This window comes from Gordonia alkanivorans, from assembly GCF_004011905.1.
GTDB classification, from domain to species: Bacteria; Actinomycetota; Actinomycetes; order Mycobacteriales; family Mycobacteriaceae; genus Gordonia; species Gordonia alkanivorans.
Window position 1 is genome coordinate 2,679,982 of sequence record NZ_CP027114.1, and the last position, 20,933, is coordinate 2,700,914.

General features: G+C 68.9%; 18 protein-coding genes and 1 riboswitch. Of the genes, 8 read left to right on the forward strand and 10 right to left on the reverse strand.

Annotated elements, in window-relative coordinates:
- Positions 1–16: 16 nt before the first annotated feature.
- The 5 genes from lipA to C5O27_RS12170 all read right to left on the reverse strand — a co-directional run bounded on the left by lipA (position 17) and on the right by C5O27_RS12170 (position 6,284).
- Positions 17–1,114, reverse strand: a complete 1,098-nt coding sequence (lipA, locus tag C5O27_RS12150; RefSeq protein ID WP_006356817.1) for a lipoyl synthase — start codon at positions 1,112–1,114, stop codon at positions 17–19.
- Positions 1,111–1,827 carry a lipoyl(octanoyl) transferase LipB gene (lipB, locus tag C5O27_RS12155; RefSeq protein ID WP_006356818.1) on the reverse strand — a complete coding sequence of 239 codons (717 nt, stop codon included), beginning with the start codon at positions 1,825–1,827 and terminating at the stop codon, positions 1,111–1,113. The genes lipA and lipB overlap by 4 nt, the downstream gene beginning before the upstream one ends.
- A complete protein-coding gene (locus tag C5O27_RS12160) occupies positions 1,824–2,720 on the reverse strand; it encodes a TIGR01777 family oxidoreductase (protein ID WP_006356819.1) in 897 nt (298 codons plus the stop codon). Before C5O27_RS12160 ends, lipB begins: the two co-directional genes overlap by 4 nt.
- Positions 2,721–2,745: 25 nt before the next feature.
- On the reverse strand, positions 2,746–4,512 hold the full coding sequence (gene sucB / locus C5O27_RS12165; protein WP_127962818.1) for a 2-oxoglutarate dehydrogenase, E2 component, dihydrolipoamide succinyltransferase: 1,767 nt from the start codon (positions 4,510–4,512) through the stop codon (positions 2,746–2,748).
- A gap of 218 nt (positions 4,513–4,730) precedes the next feature.
- Positions 4,731–6,284, reverse strand: a complete 1,554-nt coding sequence (locus tag C5O27_RS12170) for a leucyl aminopeptidase (protein ID WP_127962819.1) — start codon at positions 6,282–6,284, stop codon at positions 4,731–4,733.
- A gap of 88 nt (positions 6,285–6,372) precedes the next feature.
- On the opposite strand from C5O27_RS12170, the gene gcvT reads away from it, so the two are divergent.
- Both gcvT and C5O27_RS12180 read left to right on the forward strand, forming a co-directional pair.
- Positions 6,373–7,476, forward strand: a complete 1,104-nt coding sequence (gene gcvT, locus C5O27_RS12175; protein ID WP_127962820.1) for a glycine cleavage system aminomethyltransferase GcvT — start codon at positions 6,373–6,375, stop codon at positions 7,474–7,476.
- 88 nt (positions 7,477–7,564) lie between these two features.
- Positions 7,565–8,671, forward strand: coding sequence for a branched-chain amino acid aminotransferase (locus C5O27_RS12180; RefSeq protein ID WP_035752784.1), 1,107 nt, complete (start codon positions 7,565–7,567; stop codon positions 8,669–8,671).
- 74 nt (positions 8,672–8,745) lie between these two features.
- Here C5O27_RS12180 and C5O27_RS12185 read toward each other — a convergent pair whose 3' ends face one another.
- From C5O27_RS12185 to C5O27_RS12195, 3 genes are read right to left on the reverse strand one after another with little or no spacing between them, the layout of a single operon-like run.
- Positions 8,746–9,531 (reverse strand): adenosylcobinamide-GDP ribazoletransferase, encoded by a 786-nt coding sequence (locus tag C5O27_RS12185; RefSeq protein ID WP_040003902.1) that lies wholly within the window; start codon positions 9,529–9,531, stop codon positions 8,746–8,748.
- Positions 9,532–9,556: 25 nt separating this feature from the next.
- A complete protein-coding gene (gene cobT, locus C5O27_RS12190; protein ID WP_006356825.1) occupies positions 9,557–11,335 on the reverse strand; it encodes a nicotinate-nucleotide--dimethylbenzimidazole phosphoribosyltransferase in 1,779 nt (592 codons plus the stop codon).
- A 3-nt stretch (positions 11,336–11,338) separates the two neighbouring features.
- The gene (locus tag C5O27_RS12195; protein WP_006356826.1) at positions 11,339–12,022 is read right to left on the reverse strand and encodes a DUF3043 domain-containing protein; all 684 of its coding nucleotides are present in this window, start codon (positions 12,020–12,022) and stop codon (positions 11,339–11,341) included.
- Between the two features lie 149 nt (positions 12,023–12,171).
- On the opposite strand from C5O27_RS12195, the gene C5O27_RS12200 reads away from it, so the two are divergent.
- From C5O27_RS12200 to C5O27_RS12215, 4 genes are all read left to right on the forward strand, one after another.
- A complete protein-coding gene (locus C5O27_RS12200; RefSeq protein ID WP_006356827.1) occupies positions 12,172–13,242 on the forward strand; it encodes a glycerate kinase family protein in 1,071 nt (356 codons plus the stop codon).
- A gap of 220 nt (positions 13,243–13,462) precedes the next feature.
- Positions 13,463–13,816 carry a HesB/IscA family protein gene (locus tag C5O27_RS12205; protein WP_006356828.1) on the forward strand — a complete coding sequence of 118 codons (354 nt, stop codon included), beginning with the start codon at positions 13,463–13,465 and terminating at the stop codon, positions 13,814–13,816.
- Positions 13,817–13,937: 121 nt separating this feature from the next.
- Positions 13,938–14,909 carry a carbohydrate kinase family protein gene (locus tag C5O27_RS12210; RefSeq protein ID WP_187346541.1) on the forward strand — a complete coding sequence of 324 codons (972 nt, stop codon included), beginning with the start codon at positions 13,938–13,940 and terminating at the stop codon, positions 14,907–14,909.
- Positions 14,910–15,026: 117 nt separating this feature from the next.
- Positions 15,027–15,094, forward strand: a riboswitch (guanidine-III (ykkC-III) riboswitch).
- 11 nt (positions 15,095–15,105) lie between these two features.
- Complete coding sequence (locus C5O27_RS12215; RefSeq protein ID WP_035752779.1) at positions 15,106–15,420, forward strand: DMT family transporter; 315 nt, start codon at positions 15,106–15,108, stop codon at positions 15,418–15,420.
- Between the two features lie 36 nt (positions 15,421–15,456).
- On the opposite strand, the gene asnB is transcribed toward C5O27_RS12215, so the two are convergent.
- Entirely contained in the window at positions 15,457–17,382 is a 1,926-nt protein-coding gene (asnB, locus tag C5O27_RS12220) for an asparagine synthase (glutamine-hydrolyzing) (protein WP_006356831.1), read from the reverse strand.
- A gap of 332 nt (positions 17,383–17,714) precedes the next feature.
- On the opposite strand from asnB, the gene ctaC reads away from it, so the two are divergent.
- Positions 17,715–18,803, forward strand: a complete 1,089-nt coding sequence (gene ctaC, locus C5O27_RS12225; protein ID WP_006356832.1) for an aa3-type cytochrome oxidase subunit II — start codon at positions 17,715–17,717, stop codon at positions 18,801–18,803.
- Between the two features lie 2 nt (positions 18,804–18,805).
- Complete coding sequence (locus C5O27_RS12230) at positions 18,806–19,222, forward strand: cytochrome c oxidase subunit 4 (protein ID WP_005200127.1); 417 nt, start codon at positions 18,806–18,808, stop codon at positions 19,220–19,222.
- A 66-nt stretch (positions 19,223–19,288) separates the two neighbouring features.
- Here C5O27_RS12230 and C5O27_RS12235 read toward each other — a convergent pair whose 3' ends face one another.
- Positions 19,289–20,803, reverse strand: coding sequence for a bifunctional phosphatase PAP2/diacylglycerol kinase family protein (locus tag C5O27_RS12235; RefSeq protein WP_081474294.1), 1,515 nt, complete (start codon positions 20,801–20,803; stop codon positions 19,289–19,291).
- Positions 20,804–20,933 lie beyond the last annotated feature (130 nt).

Below are 20,933 nucleotides of genomic sequence, written 5' to 3' on the forward strand. Positions count from 1 at the left end.
CGGGGTGCGGATGCGGTCAGCGCGCGAGGCGAGCCATCAGGCTGGACGCCTCCTGGCTGGCGGAACCCTCGGCAGCGAGGTGTGCCAGGGCGGGCGAGATCTCGCGGCCGTGATGGGCCATGGCCTGCGCGTACAGGCGGCCGGCGCGATAGGACGACCGCACCAGCGGTCCGGCCATGACTCCGGCGAAGCCGATCTCCTGGGCGAACTCGGAGTGGTCGACGAACTCCTCCGGCTTGACCCACCGCTCGACGGGATGGTGCCGCGGCGAGGGACGCAGGTACTGGGTGATCGTCAAGATGTCGCAACCGGCCTCGTGCAGGTCGATGATGGCCGACTGCACCTCTTCGGGGGTCTCGCCCATGCCGAGGATCAGGTTCGACTTCGTCACCAGGCCGAAATCGCGAGCGGCGGTGATGACCTCGAGGGAGCGCTCGTACCGGAACGCCGGACGGATGCGCTTGAAGATGCGGGGCACCGTCTCGAGGTTGTGGGCGAGCACCTCCGGCCGGGCATCGAAGACCTCGGCCAGCAGGTCGGGCTTGGCGTGGAAATCCGGGATCAGGTTCTCGACGCCGGTACCGGGGTTGAGGCGGTGGATGGCGCGGACGGTCTCGGCGTAGAGCCACGCACCCTCGTCGGGCAGGTCGTCGCGGGCGACTCCGGTGATCGTCGAGTAGCGCAGACCCATGGCCTGGACGCTCTCGGCGACGCGCCGCGGCTCGTCACGGTCGAGTGCGGCGGGCTTGCCGGTGTCGATCTGGCAGAAGTCGCAGCGTCGGGTGCACTGCTCGCCGCCGATGAGGAAGGTGGCCTCGCGGTCTTCCCAGCATTCGTAGATGTTGGGGCAGCCCGCCTCCTCGCAGACGGTGTGTAGGCCCTCGCGCTTGACGAGTCCCTTGAGTTCGGTGAACTCCGGGCCCATCGTCGCGCGGGTCTTGATCCAGCTGGGCTTGCGCTCGATCGGGGTCTGCGCGTTACGCACCTCCAGGCGCAGCAGTTTGCGGCCCTCGGGAGCGGGCGAAGCGGGAGCGGTGGTCTTCGGTGCGGTAGCCGAGGCCGGGGGTGTGGCGTCGGGGGCACCGGGTCCGGGGGTGAGGGGGGACGCGGTCACCGAACCGATCCTACGCTCGCCGTCGTGGGCCTCTCGGAGGCCGTCGGAGCGGCCTCCCGCGGGGTGTCCAGGGCGTCGAGCACGGCGGCCGCGACGGTGTCGAGCAGGGAGGCCACCGAGATCGGTTGTGCCAGTTCACGGGACAGCGAGGTGACGCCGGCGTCGGCGATCCCGCACGGCACGATGGCCTCGAAGGCCGACATGTCGGGGTCGATGTTGAGGGCGAACCCGTGCAGCGCGACGCCGCGCGCGACGCGGATGCCGATCTGGCCGAGCTTTCGTTCACCCGCGTCGTCGTCGATCCACACGCCCGAGCGTCCCTCGACGCGACCGGTGGTGACGCCGAGGTCCGCGCACACGGAGATGAGAGCACTTTCGAGGCGTCGCACGTACTCGACGACGTCGAGCGGTTCGGCGAGCTTCACGATCGGGTAGCCGACGAGCTGTCCCGGTCCGTGCCAGGTGATGCGGCCGCCGCGGTCGACGTCGATGACGGGTGCGCCGTTGGTGGGGCGATCGGCGTCCTCGGTGCGTTTGCCCGCGGTGTAGGTCGACGGGTGTTCGAGCAGGAGTAGGACGTCGTGGTCGAGCGTGCCGTCGGCGCGCTCGGTCGCGAGCCGGTGCTGCATGTCGTAGGCGTCGCGGTAGTCGACGGTGCCCAGGCGCCGGACCTCGACAGGTGCCGAGTCGGCGCGGACGGAACGATGGGTCATGATGCCGGCTTCGTCGCGTAGGTCAGGGCCTCGCGGATTTCGGGGTGGTTGAACGTGAATCCGTGGTCGGTGAGCACGCGGGGTTCAACGCGTTGACTGAACAGAATCATTTCCTCGGCCATCTCGCCGCCGACGCGGCGTGCCACGAACTCGGGCACCTGCATCACGGCGGGGCGGTGCACGGCCTTGCCGAGTGCCTTGCAGAACTCGCCGAAGGGCAGCGATCCGGGAGCACTCAGGTTGACCGGGCCGGCGATGTCGGGGGAGTCGAGGAGGAACTCGATCGCCCGCACCTCGTCGATGAGGCTGATCCAGGAGAAGTACTGCTTGCCGTTGCCGATCGGACCGCCGAGCCCGAGCTTGAACAGCGGGCGGAGCTTGCCGAGCAGACCGCCCTGCGAGCTGAGGACCGGCGCGGTCCGGAGCAGGACGACGCGGGTGTCGGGGCCGGCGTTGGTGGTCGCGGCCTTCTCCCAGTCGACGACCAGCTCGGCGAGGAAACCCTTACCGGGACCGTCGGTTTCGACCGCGGCCCGGGTTCCGGTGTCGCCGTAGAAGCCGGTGGCGCTGGCGCTGATGAAGGTCGGGATGCCGAGATCGCGCACGGCCTCGGCGAGCACCTCGGTCGGAGTGATGCGGGAGTCGCGCAGCTCCTGCTTGAATCGGCCGGTCCACCGGCCGTTACCGACGCCGACCCCGCCGAGCGAGACCACCGCATCGACGCCCTCGAGGCTCTCCGGCGGCATCCCGATGGTCTCGGGATCCCAGCTGAACTCGTCGTCGGCGAGCGCCTCGCGGCGGACCAGACGGATGACCGTGTGGCCCGCCGCGCGCAGCGAGTTGACCAGGGCGTTCCCGATGAGGCCCTGTGATCCTGCGACGGCTATACGCATCGAACGCCTCGACGTCGTCGGGTGCCTAGAGGCCCAGGTCCGCGGCGAACGAGGCCTCTTCGAGGCGCTTCTTCACGGTGGTGAGGAAGCGGCCCGCGTCGGCGCCGTCGATGAGGCGGTGATCGTAGGTCAGCGGCAGGTACGACATCGACCGCACCGCGATCGACTCCGAACCGTCCTCGTCGGTGATGACGACCGGACGCTTGACGATCGCACCGGTACCCAGCATCGCCGCCTGCGGCGGGACCAGGATCGGGGTGTCGAACAGGGCGCCCTGGCTACCGATGTTGGTGATGGTGAAGGTGCCGCCGGCGAGCTCGTCGGGCTTGAGGCCGTTGGAGCGTGCACGCGCGGCGATGTCGGCGATGGCGCGGGCGAGGCCGGCCACCGACAGGTCGTCGGCGTTGTGGATGACCGGCGACAGCAGACCCTGTGGGGTGTCGACGGCGATGCCGAGGTGCACCTTGTCGTAGTAGGTGATCTCCTTGGCGTCCTCGTCGATCGACGCGTTGACGTTCGGGTGCGCCTTCAGAGCCTCGACGACCGCCTTGGCGATGAACGGCAGGAAGGTCAGGTTGACACCCTCGGACGCCTTGAAGTTTTCCTTGGCCGCCTTGCGCAGGCTGACGATCTTGCTCATGTCGACCTCGAACACCTGCGTGAGCTGAGCGGACTGCTGCAGCGACTCGCGGGTCTTCTTGGCGGTGATCTGGCGGATCCGGTTGATCTTCTGGGTGGTCCCGCGCAACTCGGCGAGCTCCGGACGGATCTCCGGCGATGCCGACGACGACGAAGAAGATGCGGCGGCGGCCGGCTCTGCCTTCTGCTCCGGGGCGGCGGCCGGCTTCTCGGCGGCCTCGGCCGCGGCCAGCACGTCCTGCTTGCGGATGCGGCCACCGACGCCGGTGCCCTTGATCGAGTTCAGGTCGATGTTGTTCTCCGCGGCCAGCTTGCGCACCAGCGGGGTCACGTACGGCGTCGACTCGACGGTCGGCGGGTTCGACTTCGCCGGGGCCTCGGCCTTCGGCTCTTCCTTGGGCTCGGGCTCGGGCTCCGGTTCCGGCTCGGGCTCTTCCTTCGGTTCTTCCTTGGCCTCCGGCTCGGGCTCGGGCTCCGGCTCGGGCTCCGACTCCTTCTCGGCCGGCGCGGCCGAGGCGTCACCGATGACGGCCAGCTTGCCGCCGACCTCGACGACGTCGTCCTCCTGGGCGAGGATCTCGAGCAGGGTGCCGGCAACCGGCGAGGGGATCTCGGTGTCGACCTTGTCGGTGGAGACCTCGAGCAGCGGTTCGTCCGCGGCGACCTCGTCACCGACGGCCTTGAGCCAGTTGGTCACCGTGCCCTCGGTGACGGACTCGCCGAGCTCCGGCATGAGGACGTCGGTGCCCTCGGCCGAACCGGAACCGGTATCGGCGGTGGGCTTCTCGGCGGGTGCCTCTTCTTCGGTGGACGGCTCCTCGGCCGCCTCCTCGGGCTCGGGCTCCGGAGCGGCCTCGGTGGGCTCGTCGCCCCCGGCCGAATCGTCCGAGCCGGAATCGTCGGAACCGGAATCGTCGGCGTCGCCGATCAGTGCGAGTTCGCCACCGACCTCGACGACGTCGTCCTCCTGGGCGATGATCTTCGTCAGCACGCCCGACGTCGGGGCCGGGATCTCCGTGTCGACCTTGTCGGTCGACACCTCGAGCAAGGGCTCGTCGGCCTCAACGGTGTCGCCCTCCTCCTTCAGCCACCGGGTGACTGTCCCCTCGGTGACACTTTCACCAAGGGCGGGCATCTGGACGGAGAAGGCCATCGTTGTGAACTCCTGAACTCGACGTGGTGGTCTGTAGGGGGTGGCCCGTCGGTGTGTGCTCCGTGGGCACGGGGGTGGGAAGCGGTCAGGGGACCGCCGAGATGGGTGGCGGGTCAGCCACTCATCCCCGCGGATCACCCTACCCGTACGCCGCTCCGCCGACCGGATTCGGCTCGTACTCGCGGGTAACGATTCTCAACCGGCGACGGCATGACATCTCAGCCGTTGGTTGCGATGTCCTCGAGGACTGCCGCGATGGTGCGGACGGGTACGCCCGTGCCGCCCTTGGTGGTGTAGCCCCACGGTCCGCCGGTGTTGAACGCCGGTCCGGCGATGTCGATGTGGGCCCACTGCACGTCCTCCGGGACGAACTCCTTGAGGAAGATGCCCGCGGCGAGCATGCCGCCCCAGCGGTGCGGGGTGACGTTGGCGAGATCTGCGACCCGGGACTTGAGGTCCGCGCGCAGCTCGGCGGGCAGCGGCATCGCCCATGCGTTCTCGCCGACGTCGGCCGACCGGGCGGCGACGCGGTCGCGGAACTCGTCGGTGCCCATGACACCCGGGGTGCGGGTGCCGAGCGCGACCATCTGCGCGCCGGTCAGGGTCGCGGTGTCGATGAGGTAGTCGGGGTCGTCCTCGGCCGCGCGCACGATCGCGTCGGCGAGGATCAGCCGGCCCTCGGCGTCGGTGTTGAGGACCTCGACCGTCCGTCCGCCGTACTGGGTCAGCACGTCGCCGGGACGCTGGGCCGTCGACGACGGCATGTTCTCGGCCATCGGCACGGTCGCGGTGACCGAGACGTCGAGGTCGAGCCGGGCGGCCAGGATGGTCGCGGCGATGACCGCGGCTGCACCGCCCATGTCCGAGGTCATCTGGTCCATGTTCGCGGCCGGCTTGATGGAGATGCCGCCGGTGTCGAAGGTGATGCCCTTGCCGACGAGGGCGACCTTCTTGGTCGCCTTCTTGCCCGTGTGGGTCAGGCGCACCAGGCGGGGGAGACGTGAGGAGCCCTTGCCGACGCCGATGATGCCGCCGTAACCCTGGGCCTCGAGTTCCTTGTCGTCGAGGATCTCGACCTTCAGGCCGGCCTTCGAGCCGAGCGTGCGGGCGCGGGCCGCGAACTCCTCGGGGAACAGGTGGCTCGGCGGGGTGTTGACGAAGTCGCGGGCGATGGCGACGGAGTCCGCGACCGCGATCGCGCGGTCGAGGTCAGCCTTGGCCTCCTTGGACTTCGACTCCACCAGCAGTGTGATGTGTTGCGGCGGTGTCTTCTTCGGCTTCGACGACTCGGAGCGGAACTCGTCGAACCGGTACGCGCCGAGGAACAGGCCCTCGGCGGCGGCGGCGAGGTCGACCGACGAGAGGGTGGTCGCCACCGACTCGAGGCCGTCGAGTTCGCGGGCGACGATGCCGGCAGCCTGACGAACCTGGTCGGCGTCGTCGAGGTTGTCGGCGTCGCCGAGACCGACCGCGACGACGAGGTCGACGGGCAGCGCCTCGGGTGCCGCGAGGCGGGTGACCTCGCCGTGCTTACCAGTGGCGCCGAGGGCCGTCAGTGCGGCGGTGATCGTCGCGGCCTGGGCGTCGTCGAGCACGCCGTCGCCGATGGCGAGCGTCGGTTCGGCGGTGGATTCACCCTTGCCGTCGGCCTTCTCGTCGCCGTCCGGCGCACTGATCAGGCCGATGACCAGGGCGGTGTCGCCCTTGCCGATCGAGGTGGACAGGTCGAATTCGGGGCCGCGTACGCGGTCGACGGTGTCGTTCTTGCTCATCCGCTCAACTCTGCCACAGCGCGCCGGATGTCGACGGTGACCGCGGGACCGGCCCGCCCGGCGGGTGCGGCCCGATACCGTATGGGCCATGAGTGAACTCCTCGCCGGGCCCATCGCCGACCGTCACGCAGCACTCGGTGCGAGTTTCGCCGAGTTCGGCGGCTGGAACATGCCGGTTGCTTATGCGGGCACCGTCGCCGAGCACACCGCGGTCCGTGAGTCGGTGGCGATCTTCGACGTCAGCCACCTCGGCAAGGCGCTGGTGTCGGGTCCCGGCGCCGCCGCGTTCGTGAACTCGACCCTCACCAACGATCTCGGCAAGATCGGTCCCGGGAAGGCGCAGTACACGCTGTGCTGCAACGAATCCGGTGGTGTCGTCGACGACCTCATCACCTATCTGGTGAGCGATGACGAGGTGTTCCTGGTCCCCAACGCGGCGAACACCGCGGCCGTCGTCGCGCAGATGACGGCCGTGGCGCCGGAGGGGATCTCGATCACCGACCAGCACCGCGACTTCGCGGTCCTCGCCGTGCAGGGGCCGCGCTCGCCGGAGGTCCTCACCGGACTCGGCCTGCCCGCCGACATGGAGTACATGGCATTCGCCGATGCCGAGCTGTCCACCGCCGACGGCGACAAGCCGGTCCGCGTGTGCCGCACCGGATACACCGGCGAACGCGGTTACGAGATCCTGCCCCGCTGGGACGACGCCGGCGCCGTCTTCGACGTGCTGCTCGAGGCGATCACCGCGGCGGGTGGGAAGGCCGCCGGCCTGGGTGCCCGCGACACCCTGCGCACCGAGATGGGTTACGCCCTGCACGGTCACGAACTCAACTCGGAGATCACCCCGGTGGAGGCGCGGTCGAGCTGGGCGGTCGGCTGGGACAAGCCGTCGTTCTTCGGCCGCGACGCCCTGCTCGCCGAGAAGGAGGCGGGCCCGGCGCGTCGTCTCTACGGACTGAAGGCGACCGGCCGTGGTGTGCCGCGCGCCGACTGCGCGGTCAAGCTCGGGGACACCCGGATCGGGGTGTGCACCTCCGGGACGTTCTCGCCGACCCTCAAGCAGGGAATCGCGCTCGCGCTGCTGGATACCGCCTCGGGCGTCAAGAAGGGCGATCAGGTGGTCGTCGACGTGCGCGGACGGGATCTCGCCTGCGAGGTCGTCATCCCGCCGTTCGTGCCCTCGCACGTGTGACCGCGGTGTGCCGCAGGTCCATGGGCCCGCCTCGCACGCATCGGACGGGCGCGGAAATGCTTTTGCGGCCAGCGGTACCATGGGCCGCATGACCTTGGAGTTCAACCGTACCGAGCATCCCCATCCGGTGTCGGAGAACCGTCGGGCGGAGATTCTCACCGCCCCGGGATTCGGCCGCTACTTCACCGACAACATGGTGATGGTGGACTACGACGCGGACAAGGGTTGGCACAACGCGCAGGTACGGCCGTACGGACCGATCGCCCTCGATCCCTCGGCGATGGTGCTGCACTACGGTCAAGAGGTCTTCGAAGGTCTCAAGGCCTACCGTCAGCCCAACGGGTCGATCGCCGCCTTCCGCCCGGAGGCCAACGCGGAGCGGATGCAGCGCAGCGCCGAGCGTCTCGCCATGCCGGCGCTCCCGGTCGAGGACTTCATCGAGTCGCTCAAGGCGCTGCTCGACGCCGACAACGCGTGGGTTCCGCCGTCAGGCGGTGAGGAGGCGCTGTACCTGCGGCCCTTCATGTTCGCCTCGCAGGCGGGCCTCGGCGTCAATGCGCCGTCGTCGCAGTACATCTACTCCGTCATCGCCTCGCCGGCCGGCGCCTACTTCTCGGGCGGCATCAAGCCCGTCAGCGTGTGGCTGTCCACCGAGTACGTGCGCGCCGCGCCCGGTGGCACCGGCTTCGCCAAGTGCGGCGGCAACTACGCCGCGGCCTTCCTGGCGCAGCGTCAGGCCACCGAGCAGGGTTGCGACCAGGTCGTGTGGCTCGACGCCATCGAACGCCGCTACATCGAGGAGATGGGCGGCATGAACCTGTTCTTCGTGTTCGGCTCCGGCGCCGACGCCCGCCTCGTGACCCCGGAACTCTCGGGTTCGCTTCTCCCCGGCATCACCCGCTCGTCGCTGCTGACGCTGGCCACCGACGCCGGTTTCGCGGTCGAGGAGCGCAAGATCACCACCGAGGAGCTCCGCAAGGGTGTCGCCTCGGGAGACATCACCGAGGTCTTCGCCTGTGGCACCGCCGCGGTGATCACCCCGGTCGGTCACGTCAAGGGTGTGGGCGAGGACTACACGATCAACAACGGTCAGACCGGTGAGGTCACCCAGGCCCTCCGCGACACCCTCACGGGCATCCAGCGCGGCACCTTCGCCGATACCCACGGGTGGATGACGGAGCTGTACCGGGCCTGAGTCCGACCGCAGCACAGACGTTTCTGGCGCCACGATCCGCTGATCGTGGCGCCAGAACCATTCTGGGCGGCGATTCAGATGAGCAGGCCGACGAGGGCGAGGGCGACACCGAGTTCGATGGTCGCCCCCAGCACGTCGCCGTTGAGACCGCCCATGCGTCGCGCGCAGTGCCGCGTGAAGACCCACGCGAACACCACGACCGCGAGAACGACGACGAGCGCCTGTACCACCGCGGCGGCGTCGAATCCATTGTCGCGCAATCCGATCGGGACCGTGGCTACGGCGGCGAGAAGACCCCACACCGAGATCGACAACCGCTGCGTGCCGGCGACGAGGGCGCCGAAGCCGTTCGGATGAGCCGGGGAGATCGATCGCCGGGTACCGACCACAGCTCCCAGCCGTCCCAGGGCAATGGCGAAAGCGAGCTCGTACCAACGGGATTCGCTGACGAGGCCGGTCGACCCGGCGGCCTGTACGCCCAGTGTGAGCACCAGGGTCGCGACGCCGAACGGACCGACCGTGCCGCTGCGCATGACCTCGGCGATCCGCTCCGGCGGTCCGTAACAACCGAGTCCGTCGGCGGTGTCGGCCAGGCCGTCGAGATGCATTCCCCGCGTGAGCGCCGCGGTCAGGACGACGACGAGAGCGCCGATGAGTGCGGTGGGGAGGTCGGTGAACGACACCCCGAACGCGAGGGCCGCCGCTGCGGCACCCACCACGATGCCGACGACGGGGAGTGCGGACATCACCGCACCGCCCACCGCGCGATCCGGTGTCTCCTCCGCATCGGCCCCCGTACCGACGGGGAGGACGGTCATCCAGCTCAACGCGGTCCGGACCGCCCGCAGCGGCGACGTCATCGCGCGACCGGACATGTCGTGGGTGTCAGGACGACTCGGCGGCTTCGGGAACGGCCGCGTCGTCGCGGTCGGTCACCCCGGCCTCGGCGAAGGTCGCCATCGAGATGAGGATGTCGGCGGCCGACTGCACGACCGGCAGCGCCAGGACCGCGCCACTGCCCTCGCCGAGGCGCATCGACAGGTCGAGGACCGGTTCGAGATCGAGGTGATCGAGCGCGATCTGATGCGCGGGCTCCACCGAGCGGTGCCCGGCGATCCACCAGCGCATGGCGCCGGGTGCGAGTTCGTTGGCGACCATCGCGGCCGCGGTGATCACGACGCCGTCGAGGATGACGGGCGTGCGCCGGAGCGCGGCCTGCGCGAGGAAACCCGCGGTGGCCGTCAGGTCGGCGCCACCGACGGCGGCGAGGAGGGCGAGCGGGTCGTGCACGACCTTGCGGGCCCGGCGCATGCCGTCGCGGATCGCGGCGGTCTTCCGCATCCAGCCGTGGTCGTCGACACCTGTTCCGCGCCCGACGATCTCGACCGGCTCGCGTCGCGTGAGCGCACCGATCAGGACGGTTGCCGGGGTGGTGTTGCCGATGCCCATCTCGCCGGCGATCAGCAGGTCGCTGCCGGAGTCGATGAGCCGATCGGCGATCGCCCGGCCGGCGGCCAGCGCCGCGCGGGCCTCGGCGAGGGTGATCGAGTCGGTGGTGCGTAGATCCTCGCTGCTGCGGCGGACTTTGAACGTCGAGAGATGGGGAGATGTGTCGGCGTCGACGGACATGTCCACGACCATCACCGTGGCTCCGACACGAGCGGCCATCACGTTGACCGCGGCGCCACCCGAGGAGATGTTGGCGACCATCTGCGCGGTGACCTCGGGCGGGAACGCCGACACACCGCCGCGCGCGACGCCGTGATCGCCGGCGAAGACGGCGACGCTCGGCGAGGTGATCGGCGCGGGCGGGCACTGCCCCTGGCACGCGGAGATCCAGACCCCGATCTCCTCGAGGCGTCCCAGCGAACCCGGCGGCTTGGTCAGCGTCTTCTGGCGCTCGCGGGCCTCGAAGGCGACCGCCTCGCTCGGGGGCGTGATCGGTCCGAAGACCTCGGCGTCGGTGGGATCGGGGAGCTCGGCGGCGGTCGTGACGGGTGTGGGCTCGTCGACAGGTCCGGGCGTGACCGGGGCGGGAGTCGCCACCGGTGCCGTCGGGACCGGCGCGACGGCGGGTGCGGGTGCCGCGGAAACCGTTGCACCGGTGTGGTCTTCGGCAGACGGGTCGGCGGGCAGGTCGAGTACGCGGCCGGCGACCACGAGAGACACCCGGTCGCACGCCTGTGCCACCGCCGAGTTCAGAGTGCCCAGCAGGTCCTGGAACAACCGGCCCGCCGGCGTCGGGGGAACCAGCGAGAGCCCGACCTCGGAACTGATCAGCACCACGTCGGCGTTCATCGCCCGCAGCGAGTCGCAGAGTTCGGTGATGTCGGCGTCGAGGTCGATCCCCGAACCCGATTCCCAGCCGTCGACGGCGTCGATCCGCGCGGTGAGCCAGCTGCCGAGGTCGTCGACCAGGGCCGGGATGTCGGGTGCCGCGCGGAGGGCCTCGGCGAGGTCGGTGGTCTCGATTGTCGTGTAGCGGGCGTCCCGACGCTGCCTGTGCGTGTTGACCCGCGCCGTCCACTCGGCGTCGGACGTGGTCACCGGACCGGTGGCCAGGTACCGGATCTGCTGATGCGCGCGGAGCAGCGACTCGCCGTGGGCGGATTTACCCGAACGCACACCGCCCAGGACGAGTGTGCGCGTAGCGCGATCGGCCATCGATCAGACTTCGTCGCCGCGCGACACCGAGGGCTTGGGCGCACGCATCTTCCGGAGCTGCATCGCACGGGTGAACGCGTACCAGCCGAGCTTGAAACCGCCGTCCTGCGAGTCGGGATAGCGTTCGGCCACACGGCGATTCACCAGACGGCCCAGGATGAAGCCGTCGACGGCCATCAGGACGACGAAGGCGACGAGGATCAGGTTGGTGAGCGCGGCTGCCTGCGGAACCATGAACATCAGCACGATCAGCAGGATCGCGAACGGCATGAACAGGCCTGCGAAGTTGCGGCGCGCGTCGACGATGTCGCGGGTGTAACGACGGACCGGGCCCTTGTCGCGAGGCATGAGGTAGGCCTCGTCGCCCTCCATCATCCGCTCGCGCTGCTCGAGGCGCTTGGCGCGGCGCTCCGCGGCGAGCTGCTTCTTCTCGTCCTTGGAGAGCGTGTTCTTCAGTTCCTTCTTGCGCGCGCGGGCCTCGGACCGGGTGGTCGGCGGCGGCGCGACGGGCCCACGGCGCTTCTCGGCCTCACGACGCTTGGGGGTCGGGCGGCCCTTTCCGGGGGTGGTCTTGCTGCCCTTGGCCGGCGCGGAGTCCTCGGTGGCCGCGTCGTCGGCGGCGTACGTGGTCACCGTGCTCTCGCCGGATTCCTCCGACGTCTCGTCCTTCTTCCATGGCAGCTTCACGCCTACGAGGGTAGGTGATCGTGGTCGCGGTCGAAACGCGTGGTCGTCGCTTTTCGGTGGACCCTCGCGGGCGCCCGAATCGGTCACCCTGCCGGGTGGCCACGGCGCTCCTATACTTCGTGCTCATGACCCGGGACGGAAGTCGGCGTTTGCGCATCCTGATCGCGCCGGACTCCTTCGGCGACACCATGTCCGCCGTCGTGGCCGCGAACGCCATCTCCCGCGGCTGGGCGGCCGCCCGGCCCGACGACTCCCTCGTCCGCGCACCGCAATCCGACGGCGGTCCGGGGTTCGTCGACGTCCTGGCCTCGCGATTCGGCACCCTCGTCACCGAGGACGTGCACGGTCCGCTCGGCGCGGGCGTCACCGCGCGCTGGCTCTTCGACGCCGCGTCGTCGACCGCATACGTCGAATGCGCCCAGGCCTGCGGTCTTCATCAACTGGGCGGCCGGCCGACCCCGCGGACCGCGGTCGCCGCCACCACACACGGTGTCGGCGAACTCGTCGCGGCGGCCCTGGCGCGCGGCGCACGACGCCTCGTCGTCGGACTCGGCGGCAGCTCCACCACCGACGGCGGCGCGGGACTCGTCGACGCCCTCGGCGGCCCGGAAGCGGCGCGCGAGCGACTCACCGGGGTCGAGATCGTCGTGGCCTCGGATGTGGAGAATCCGCTGCTCGGTGCGCTGGGTGCGGCCACGGTGTTCGGGCCGCAGAAGGGCGCCGACCCCGAGACCGTCGAACTCCTCGAGAAGCGGCTCACCGAGTGGTCGGTCACACTGAACGAGCTCGCCGGACGGGACATCACCGCCGACGCCGGTGCGGGTGCCGCGGGCGGGCTCGGCGCCGCGCTTCTCGCCCTGGGCGGTGGTCGCGTGTCCGGGGCGACCGTCGTCGCCGACGCCACCGACCTGACCGACGACGTCGCGGCCGCCGACCTCGTCATCACCGGCGAGGGCAAGTTCGACGCCCAGACACTCCGCGGGAAGGTCGTATCGGCCCTGCACCACGCCGCGTCGACATCGGGCGCAGGGGGTGCCGGCGCGCGGACCCTGGTACTCGCGGGACAGGTCGCGCTGTCCCCGGCCGAGGTCGAGGAGGCCGGGATCGCGGGTGCGCACGCCATCGTCGACGTCGCCGGTTCGGTCGAGGTCGCGATGAGCGACGCCGAGAACCAGCTCGTGAAGCTTGCGGAGGCGGTTGCCGGCTCTTTCGCAAGGTGATTTTCTCCTGCCGGTCGGGCAGGCGACGAGCGTGCGACGAGCCGCATGGAAACCAGGTCCGAATAGGCGGGAATAGTCCTGGAAGGAGTACGGTTGTACGCACGGGCACAACCGGTCGACCTCCCGGCGAGCGGGGTGTTTCCCGATCATGCGCGGGCAGAGGGCTCCGCGACGTGATCGGACCACGTCACACCGGGACCACACCACTACAGGAGCATCAATGACCGTGCAGAACGAAACGAGCACTGCCACCGGCATCATCCTGAGCGACGCAGCCGCCGCCAAGGCCAAGGCACTGCTCGAGCAGGAAGGTCGCGACGACCTCGCGCTGCGCATCGCCGTGCAGCCGGGTGGATGCGCTGGTCTGCGCTACCAGCTCTTCTTCGACGATCGCACCCTCGACGGCGACATCACCTCGGACTTCGGCGGCGTCACGCTGGCCGTCGACCGCATGAGTGCTCCCTACGTCCAGGGCGCCACCATCGACTTCGTCGACACCATCGAGAAGCAGGGCTTCACCATCGACAACCCGAACGCCACCGGCAGCTGCGCCTGCGGTGACTCGTTCAACTGAGTCGAACACGTCTTCCGACACCGGCCGTATCCCGATTCGGGATGCGGCCGGTGTCGTGTGTCGGGGGAGTGGGTAGCGTGGACAGCTGTCCGACCAACCAACCGAAGGGCTGAGAACGCCAGTGGCAATCGTTGTATGCGGCTCCATCGCAACCGACCATCTGATGAAGTTCCCCGGAAAGTTCTCCGAGCAGCTGCTCGGCGATCACCTCGAGCACATCTCTCTCAGCTTCCTCGTGGAGGACCTCGTCGTCCGGCGCGGCGGCGTCGGGGGCAACATCTGCTACGCCATGGGCCAGCTCGGCGGTAACCCCGTGCTCGTCGGCGCGGTCGGCTCGGACTTCCACGACTACCGCAAGTGGCTCGAGTCCAACGGCGTCGACTGCCGTGGCGTCCGGGTCTCCGAGACCCATCACACCGCTCGCTTCATGTGCACCACCGACGAGACGATGGCGCAGCTCGCCACGTTCTACGCGGGCGCCATGAGTGAGAGTCGCGACATCTCGCTGGCCGACGTCATCGCCGAGACCGGGACGCCGGAACTCGTGCTGATCGGCGCCGACGACCCGGCGGGCATGCTCAGCCACACCGAGGCCTGCCGTGCCGCCGGTATCCCGTTCGCCGCCGATCCCAGCCAGCAGCTCGCCCGCCTCGACGGCGAACAGGCCCGGACGCTCATCGAAGGTGCCGACTACCTGTTCACCAACGAGTACGAGTGGGGCCTGCTGCGCCAGAAGACCGGCCTGTCCGAGACGCAGGTCGCCGAGATGGTCGGCGTGCGCGTCACCACCCTCGGCAAGGACGGCGTCGAGATCGTCGAGCGCGACGGTACGAGCATCCACGTCGGGGTGGTCCCGGAGACCGAGAAGGTCGACCCGACGGGCGTCGGCGACGGGTTCCGCGCCGGCTTCCTGTCCGCGCTGTCCAAGGGGCTCGGCTTCGAGCGCGCCGCTCAGGTCGGCTCGATGGTCGCCGTGCTGGTGCTCGAGACGGTGTCGACGCAGGACTGGTCCTGGGACATCGAGTCCGCACTCGCCCGTATCGAGGGTGCATACGGTGCCGAGGCCGCGGCGGAGATCAAAGCCGCCTTCTGAGAACCTCTTTCGGAACGGGTGGCGCGGGCTTCGGCCTGTGCCACCCGTTTTCGTCGTTTCCGCCGGCGGTGACCGGTCTGACATTGCCGTCGTGATCGACGGTGTGCCAACGTGGAGGCAGAGTCCGTTCTACTGGACTCCCGGACGAGGGGTGCTGTACCCGGTGTGCGACAAGACGGCCCGCAGGGAGGCTGTCATGTCATGGTTGATCCTGGTGCTGTCCGGTGTCTTCGAGGCCGTCTGGGCCACCGCGCTCGGCAAGTCCGAGGGATTCACCAAGCTCGCGCCGTCCGTGGTCTTCTTCGTGGCACTCGCCATCAGCATGGCCGGTCTGGCATACGCGATGCGCGACCTGCCGGTGGGTACCGCCTACGCGGTCTGGGTCGGCATCGGCGCGGTGCTGACCGTCGTCTACGCGATGTTGACCGGTGAGCAACCCGTTTCGCTGATTCAGGCGCTGTGCCTGGTGATGATCGTCGGTGGCGTGGTCGGCCTCAAACTGGCCCACTGACGCGTTCTCCGGGGCGCTTTTCGGCGAGGCGCGGTACTAGAGGCGGACCGGGTACGTGTGGTCGACGATGTCCGGCACGATCGTGCCCTCGACGAAGATCCCGTGCCAGATCATGAAGATCAGCACCGTCCACAGACGACGGCTGTTGTCCACCACGCCTTCCCGGTGCTCGTTGAGCATCGCGATGACCGCGTTCTTGTCGAAGATGTGGTCGGTCTGGCTCTTGACGATCGTGTCGTGGGCCCAGTCGTACATCTCGGTGCCGGCGAGCCAATGGCGGATCGGGACCGGGAAGCCGAGCTTCTTGCGGTGCAAGACGTGCGCCGGGACGATCTGCTCGAGCGCCTTGCGCAGGGCGTACTTGGTGGTGCCGTGCGCGATCTTCTCGTCGTGGGGGAGGCGCTCGGCGACCGCGAAGACCTCGGGGTCGAGGAACGGAACGCGGAGCTCGAGGGAGTTGGCCATCGTGATCTTGTCGGCCTTCACCAGGATGTCGCCGCGCAGCCACGTGAAGAGATCGAGGTGCTGCATGCGGGCCACCGGGTCCCAGCCCTCGCTCATCGCGTAGATCGGGGCGGTGACGTCGGTGTGGGTCCAATCGGGGCGGTAGTCGCGCAGCACCGCGCGGAGCCGCGCATCGTCGAAGCTGCGGGCGTTGCCGTAGTAGCGCTCCTCGAGGGTGAGCGAACCGCGGTGCAGCAGGCTCTTGCCGCGGGTGCCCTCCGGGATGCGGTCGGAGATCTTGCCGGCCGCCCGGCGCAGCGGGCGGGGGAGACGGTCGAACGCCGCGAGGGAGAGCGGTTCCTTGTAGATGGTGTAGCCGCCGAACAGTTCGTCGGCGCCCTCACCCGACAGCACGACCTTGACGTGCTTGCGTGCCTCGGCCGCGACGAAGTAGAGCGGGACCAGGGCGGGGTCGGCGACCGGGTCGTCGAGGTACCACACGATCGAGGGCAGCGCCTCGATGAACTCCGACGGTCCGACGACCTTCACCACGTGCTTCGCGCCGATCGCCTCCGCCGACTCGGCGGCGACGTCGACCTCCGAATAGCCCTCGCGCTCGAAGCCGGTGGTGAAGGTGATCAGGTCGGGGTTGTGGCGGATCGCCAGCGCGGCGATGGCCGTCGAGTCGATGCCGCCAGACAGGAACGAGCCGACGGTCACATCGGCACGCATGTGCTTGGCGACCGAGTCCGCCAGGACGTCGGCGATCTCGTCGTAGCGCTTCTGACGTGTGGCGTCGGTGAACGGCTTCACGCCGAACTGCGGCGTGAAGTAGCGGCGGATCGACAGCGGGCCGCCGGGGGAGGCGGTCGCGTGGCAACCCGACTCGAGCCGGCGGATCGACGCGTGAATGGTCTCGGGTTCGGGGACGTACTGCAGCACGGTGTAGTGCTCGACGGCCCGCGGGTCCAGGTCCTTCGACAGGCCCACGCGTTCGATGAGCTCGAGGAGTGACTTCTTCTCGCTGCCGAAGACGAGTCCGCCCGGACCCGACGCGACGAACAGCGGCTTGATGCCGAACGGATCACGCGCGAGGAACAGCGAGCGATTCTCGGTATCCCAGATGGCGAACGCGAACATGCCGCGGAGACGGCGCACGGCGTCGGGACCCCAGTGGTGAAAAGCTGCGACGATGGCTTCGCCGTCGCCCTCGGTGCGGAAGATCGCACCCTCGTCCTTGGTGAGCTCGGCGCGGATCTCCAGGTAGTTGTAGATCTCGCCGTTGAAGACCAGGGCGTACCGGTTCGGGTTCTCCGGCGGGCCCCAGCGCAGCGGCTGGTGGGAGTGCTCGATGTCGATGATCGACAGGCGGTTGAAGCCGAAGACGATGTTCTCGTCGTGCCAGGTGCCGGGCTCGTCGGGGCCGCGATGCCGCATGCAGTGCGAGGCCACCGCCACCGCGTCGACGACCTCGGCGGCCGTCCGGTCGGAAGTCAGAAGGCCGAGCAGACCACACACGTTGGCTTCTCCCCAATCTCGTCGCGAGCACAGGTCCCGACGGGCGTCGGGTCGCGTCCGAGTATGCCTGAGCCACCAGCGGGATTCCGACCTGGAGGGCTCGGACACGACCGGATCAAACCCCAATCACGAAAGCTTCTCCCGGTTGGTCTACGCTGCGTAGTACTAGGTGCAAGGCTCTCGTCGTGTGTCCACGGCGGGTACTTGCCCTTGCAGGTCATGTGGCATGCACTCACTGCGGCGCGAGGGCGCCGGTGAGCGAGCAGGAAGGCGTGAAATTGGCACACGGTGGACGGCCCCGAGCGCGGCGTGTCTCATCCGCGTCGCAGACGATGAAGCGACTGGGAATCGTCGTCGCTCTCGGACTCGGCGCACTGCTGATGTCGGGATGTGACGCCAATGAGGCGATGCGTTTCGGTTGGCCCGAGGGCGTCACGCCCCAGGGTAAGAAGATGGTCGATCTCTGGACCTGGTCCGTCATCGCCGCACTCGTGATGGGCATTCTGGTCTGGGCCCTGATCTTCTGGACGATCACGTTCCATCGTGCGAACGACGCCAAGAAGGGCGTCTTCCCGCGTCAGACGGCGTACAACGTCCCGTTGGAGCTCACCTATACGGCCATCCCGTTCGTCATCATCGCGGTGCTGTTCTACTTCACCGTGATCGTGCAGAACGACGTCGAGGGCAAGAACGACGACTCCAAGGTCGTGGTCGATGTCACGGCGTTCCAGTGGAACTGGAAGTTCGGTTACAACAAGGTCATCTTCAGCGACGGATCGACCTACGACGGCTTCGAGGCCGCGGGTAACCCGTTCCAGGTCCAGGAGCAGGCCGGCAAGGCCGTCGCCGAGCCCGAGGTCGAGGGTGAGCACGGTGGCGAGCTGCCCGGCCCCGCCGGCGGCCGTGACGACGACATCCGCGACTACCTGAAGTTCGACAAGATCGAGACCCTCGGATCGTCGACGGAGATCCCCGTCCTGGTGCTTCCGACCGGCAAGCGCATCGAGTTCAACATCGCCTCGGCCGACGTCGTCCACTCGTTCTGGGTACCGGAGTTCCTGTACAAGCGCGACGTGATGCCGTTCCCGAAGGAGAACTCGACCGACCCGATCTTCCAGATCGGCTCGATCGACCGGACCGGAGCATTCGTCGGTCGCTGCGCCGAGATGTGCGGCACCTACCACTCGATGATGAACTTCGAGGTCCGCGCGGTCTCTCCCGAGGACTTCGACAGCTACATCCGTTTCCGTCAGTCGAACCCCGAGGCCACCAACGCCGAGGCGCTCGCGTCGATCTGCCAGGCTCCGGAAGCCGTCACCACGGTTCCCTTCGACAGCCGCCGCAAGTCCGACGGTTCGGTGACCGCATCCGGCAACCCGGATGACCCGACCCTCGCCAACTGCACCAAGAAGGAGAGCTGACGATGAAGATCGAAGCCCGACTCTTCGAGATGTTGACAGCCTTCTTCGCGCTGACCGGTGTCGCGTACACCCTCTTCACCGCGTTCACCAGCAAGGGCATCGAGTGGGTCGGCGTCGTCGGCCTGTTCTTCGCAGCGGGCCTGACGCTCATCGCCGGCACGTTCTTCCGGTTCGTGTCGCGGCGCGTCGAGATCCGCCCCGAGGACTACGAAGATGCCGAGATCGAGGACGGCGCCGGCGAGCTGGGCTTCTTCAGCCCGCATTCCTGGTGGCCCATCCTGATCGCCCTCGGCGCCTCCACCTTCGCCGTCGGCTTCGCCTCCGGCAACTGGTGGCTCGCGATCTTCGCGGCCGTGGCGATCATGGGTGCTGCCGCCGGTCTCGTCTTCGAGTACCACGTCGGTCCCGAGAAGCACTGAGCGCTCGCAAGAACCAGTACAGACGACGCCCCACCTCCAGGGTGGGGCGTCGTCTTTTTGTCTGTGTCAGCGGCTTTGGGGGACCGTCGGATCATCGGCGCACGGGACGTACACCTTGAGTCTGCGGTAGTCCACACGAAAGTGGGCGTCGGTGAAGCTGTCCTCGACCTCACCGTCGTGGGACACGGCCACCGGGCCGCCGACGGCGGTGAACCGGAATTCGGGGACCTGCATCTCGTGGTACAGCCGGGAGCGCTCGAGACGGCCGGCAGCGAGAGATCCCAAGAGCCGCAGAGTCGCCCAGCGGTGACCGGTCTCCAGGATCCGGACGTCGAGCAGGCCGTCGTCGAGCCGTAGGCGCCGCGTGGGGAGGAATCCCGTGGGCTGGTAGATCGAGTTGCCGATCAGGAACAGGGAGACGTCGAGGATCCGTCCGTCGACCTCGATGCAGACGTGGGCGTCCTGGCGGATCACCCGGAAGATCGCGGTGGCGGTGGCGAGCGGACGGCTGATGCGATGCCGGAGACGCTCCCTGATTCGCACGAAATGCGGGTACGCGCCGATGCTCGCCGTGTTCAGGATCAGCCGGGAGTCGTTGAGCCACACCGCGTCGACCCGGGACACCGAACCGGTGGCGATGGCACCGACGGTGTCCTCGACCGTGCCACAACCGATGTCGCGCGCGAAGTGGTTGAAGGTACCGGCCGGGAACACCGCGAGCGGCAGGTCCGCGTCGATGGCCGCGCGCGCCGCACAGGCGGCCGTGCCGTCTCCGCCGGCGACGCCGAGGATCGACGCGTGCGCCGCGGCTTCGGCGAATACCGTTGCGACGTCGTCATCTTCGCCGAGCTCGACGATCTCGACCGCGGGAAGGGCGTCCCGGATGTCATCCAGAACCCGACGACCCCGTCCGTCCGACGAGGCAGGGTTCACGACCACGACGAGACCGGCGCCGTCCGGGCGCGGCTCCGCCTCGACGACCGTCGGGTCGGCGAGAGATATCGACGGGCGGGTGATCGGGGGTACGACCCGGGTTCCCAGTGTCGCGACCGTGGCACCGATTCCGAGCCCGACCACGACATCACCGGGGTAGTGGGCGCCGGTCGCGACGCGGGAGAGTCCGACGAGGCCGGCCAGCGCCGACAGCAGCAGACCTGCGGGCGGACTCTCGACAGCCACCCCCACCGCGAAGGCTGCGGCGCTGGCGGAGTGTCCGGAGGGAAACGAGCTCGACGTCGGTTGCCGACGTCCGCGACGAGGGACCGGAATGAGCCCCGGAGAAGGACGTGCACGGCGTCGAATCCGCTTGGCGCCCTGATTGGTCACGAGACTGGTGACGGCCAGCGAGGCCACTCCTCGGGCGGCTCCCCGCTGGAGTGACGGCCGGCCGGAGACGGCCAGACCGGCTGCGATCGCCATCCAGAGTTTCGAGTGGTCGGCAGCATGGGTCAGCACCGGCATCGTCTTGTCCAGCAGCGGGCTCGGCGACCGGGCGATCGTGTCGTAGATCTCGGCGTCGAGAGTGCCCATCCCGCGGGTGATCTGGGACAGGCCGGAACCACGATGTCGTAACCGGCGCATGGTGTCCACCGTGCCACATCCGCGCCGTGTCCGTCGGAGCCGACGGGCCCGGCATGGTGGGGGAGGGGAGCGGGACAAAACAGCGGGCCGCCGTGCACCTGATGGTGCGCGACGGCCCGCTGTCTCGTGT

Bases quoted from the DNA above. Each gene is read 5' to 3' on its own strand.
- lipB (WP_006356818.1), bottom strand. From the start codon at position 1,827: ATGACCCATCGTTCCGTCCGCGCCGACTCGGCACCTGTCGAGGTCCGG.
- C5O27_RS12160 (WP_006356819.1), bottom strand. From the start codon at position 2,720: ATGCGTATAGCCGTCGCAGGATCACAGGGCCTCATCGGGAACGCCCTG.
- sucB (WP_127962818.1), bottom strand. From the start codon at position 4,512: ATGGCCTTCTCCGTCCAGATGCCCGCCCTTGGTGAAAGTGTCACCGAG.
- C5O27_RS12170 (WP_127962819.1), bottom strand. From the start codon at position 6,284: ATGAGCAAGAACGACACCGTCGACCGCGTACGCGGCCCCGAATTCGAC.
- gcvT (WP_127962820.1), top strand. From the start codon at position 6,373: ATGAGTGAACTCCTCGCCGGGCCCATCGCCGACCGTCACGCAGCACTC.
- C5O27_RS12180 (WP_035752784.1), top strand. From the start codon at position 7,565: ATGACCTTGGAGTTCAACCGTACCGAGCATCCCCATCCGGTGTCGGAG.
- C5O27_RS12185 (WP_040003902.1), bottom strand. From the start codon at position 9,531: ATGACGTCGCCGCTGCGGGCGGTCCGGACCGCGTTGAGCTGGATGACC.
- cobT (WP_006356825.1), bottom strand. From the start codon at position 11,335: ATGGCCGATCGCGCTACGCGCACACTCGTCCTGGGCGGTGTGCGTTCG.
- C5O27_RS12205 (WP_006356828.1), top strand. From the start codon at position 13,463: ATGACCGTGCAGAACGAAACGAGCACTGCCACCGGCATCATCCTGAGC.
- C5O27_RS12215 (WP_035752779.1), top strand. From the start codon at position 15,106: ATGTCATGGTTGATCCTGGTGCTGTCCGGTGTCTTCGAGGCCGTCTGG.
- ctaC (WP_006356832.1), top strand. From the start codon at position 17,715: ATGAAGCGACTGGGAATCGTCGTCGCTCTCGGACTCGGCGCACTGCTG.
- C5O27_RS12230 (WP_005200127.1), top strand. From the start codon at position 18,806: ATGAAGATCGAAGCCCGACTCTTCGAGATGTTGACAGCCTTCTTCGCG.
- C5O27_RS12235 (WP_081474294.1), bottom strand. From the start codon at position 20,803: ATGCGCCGGTTACGACATCGTGGTTCCGGCCTGTCCCAGATCACCCGC.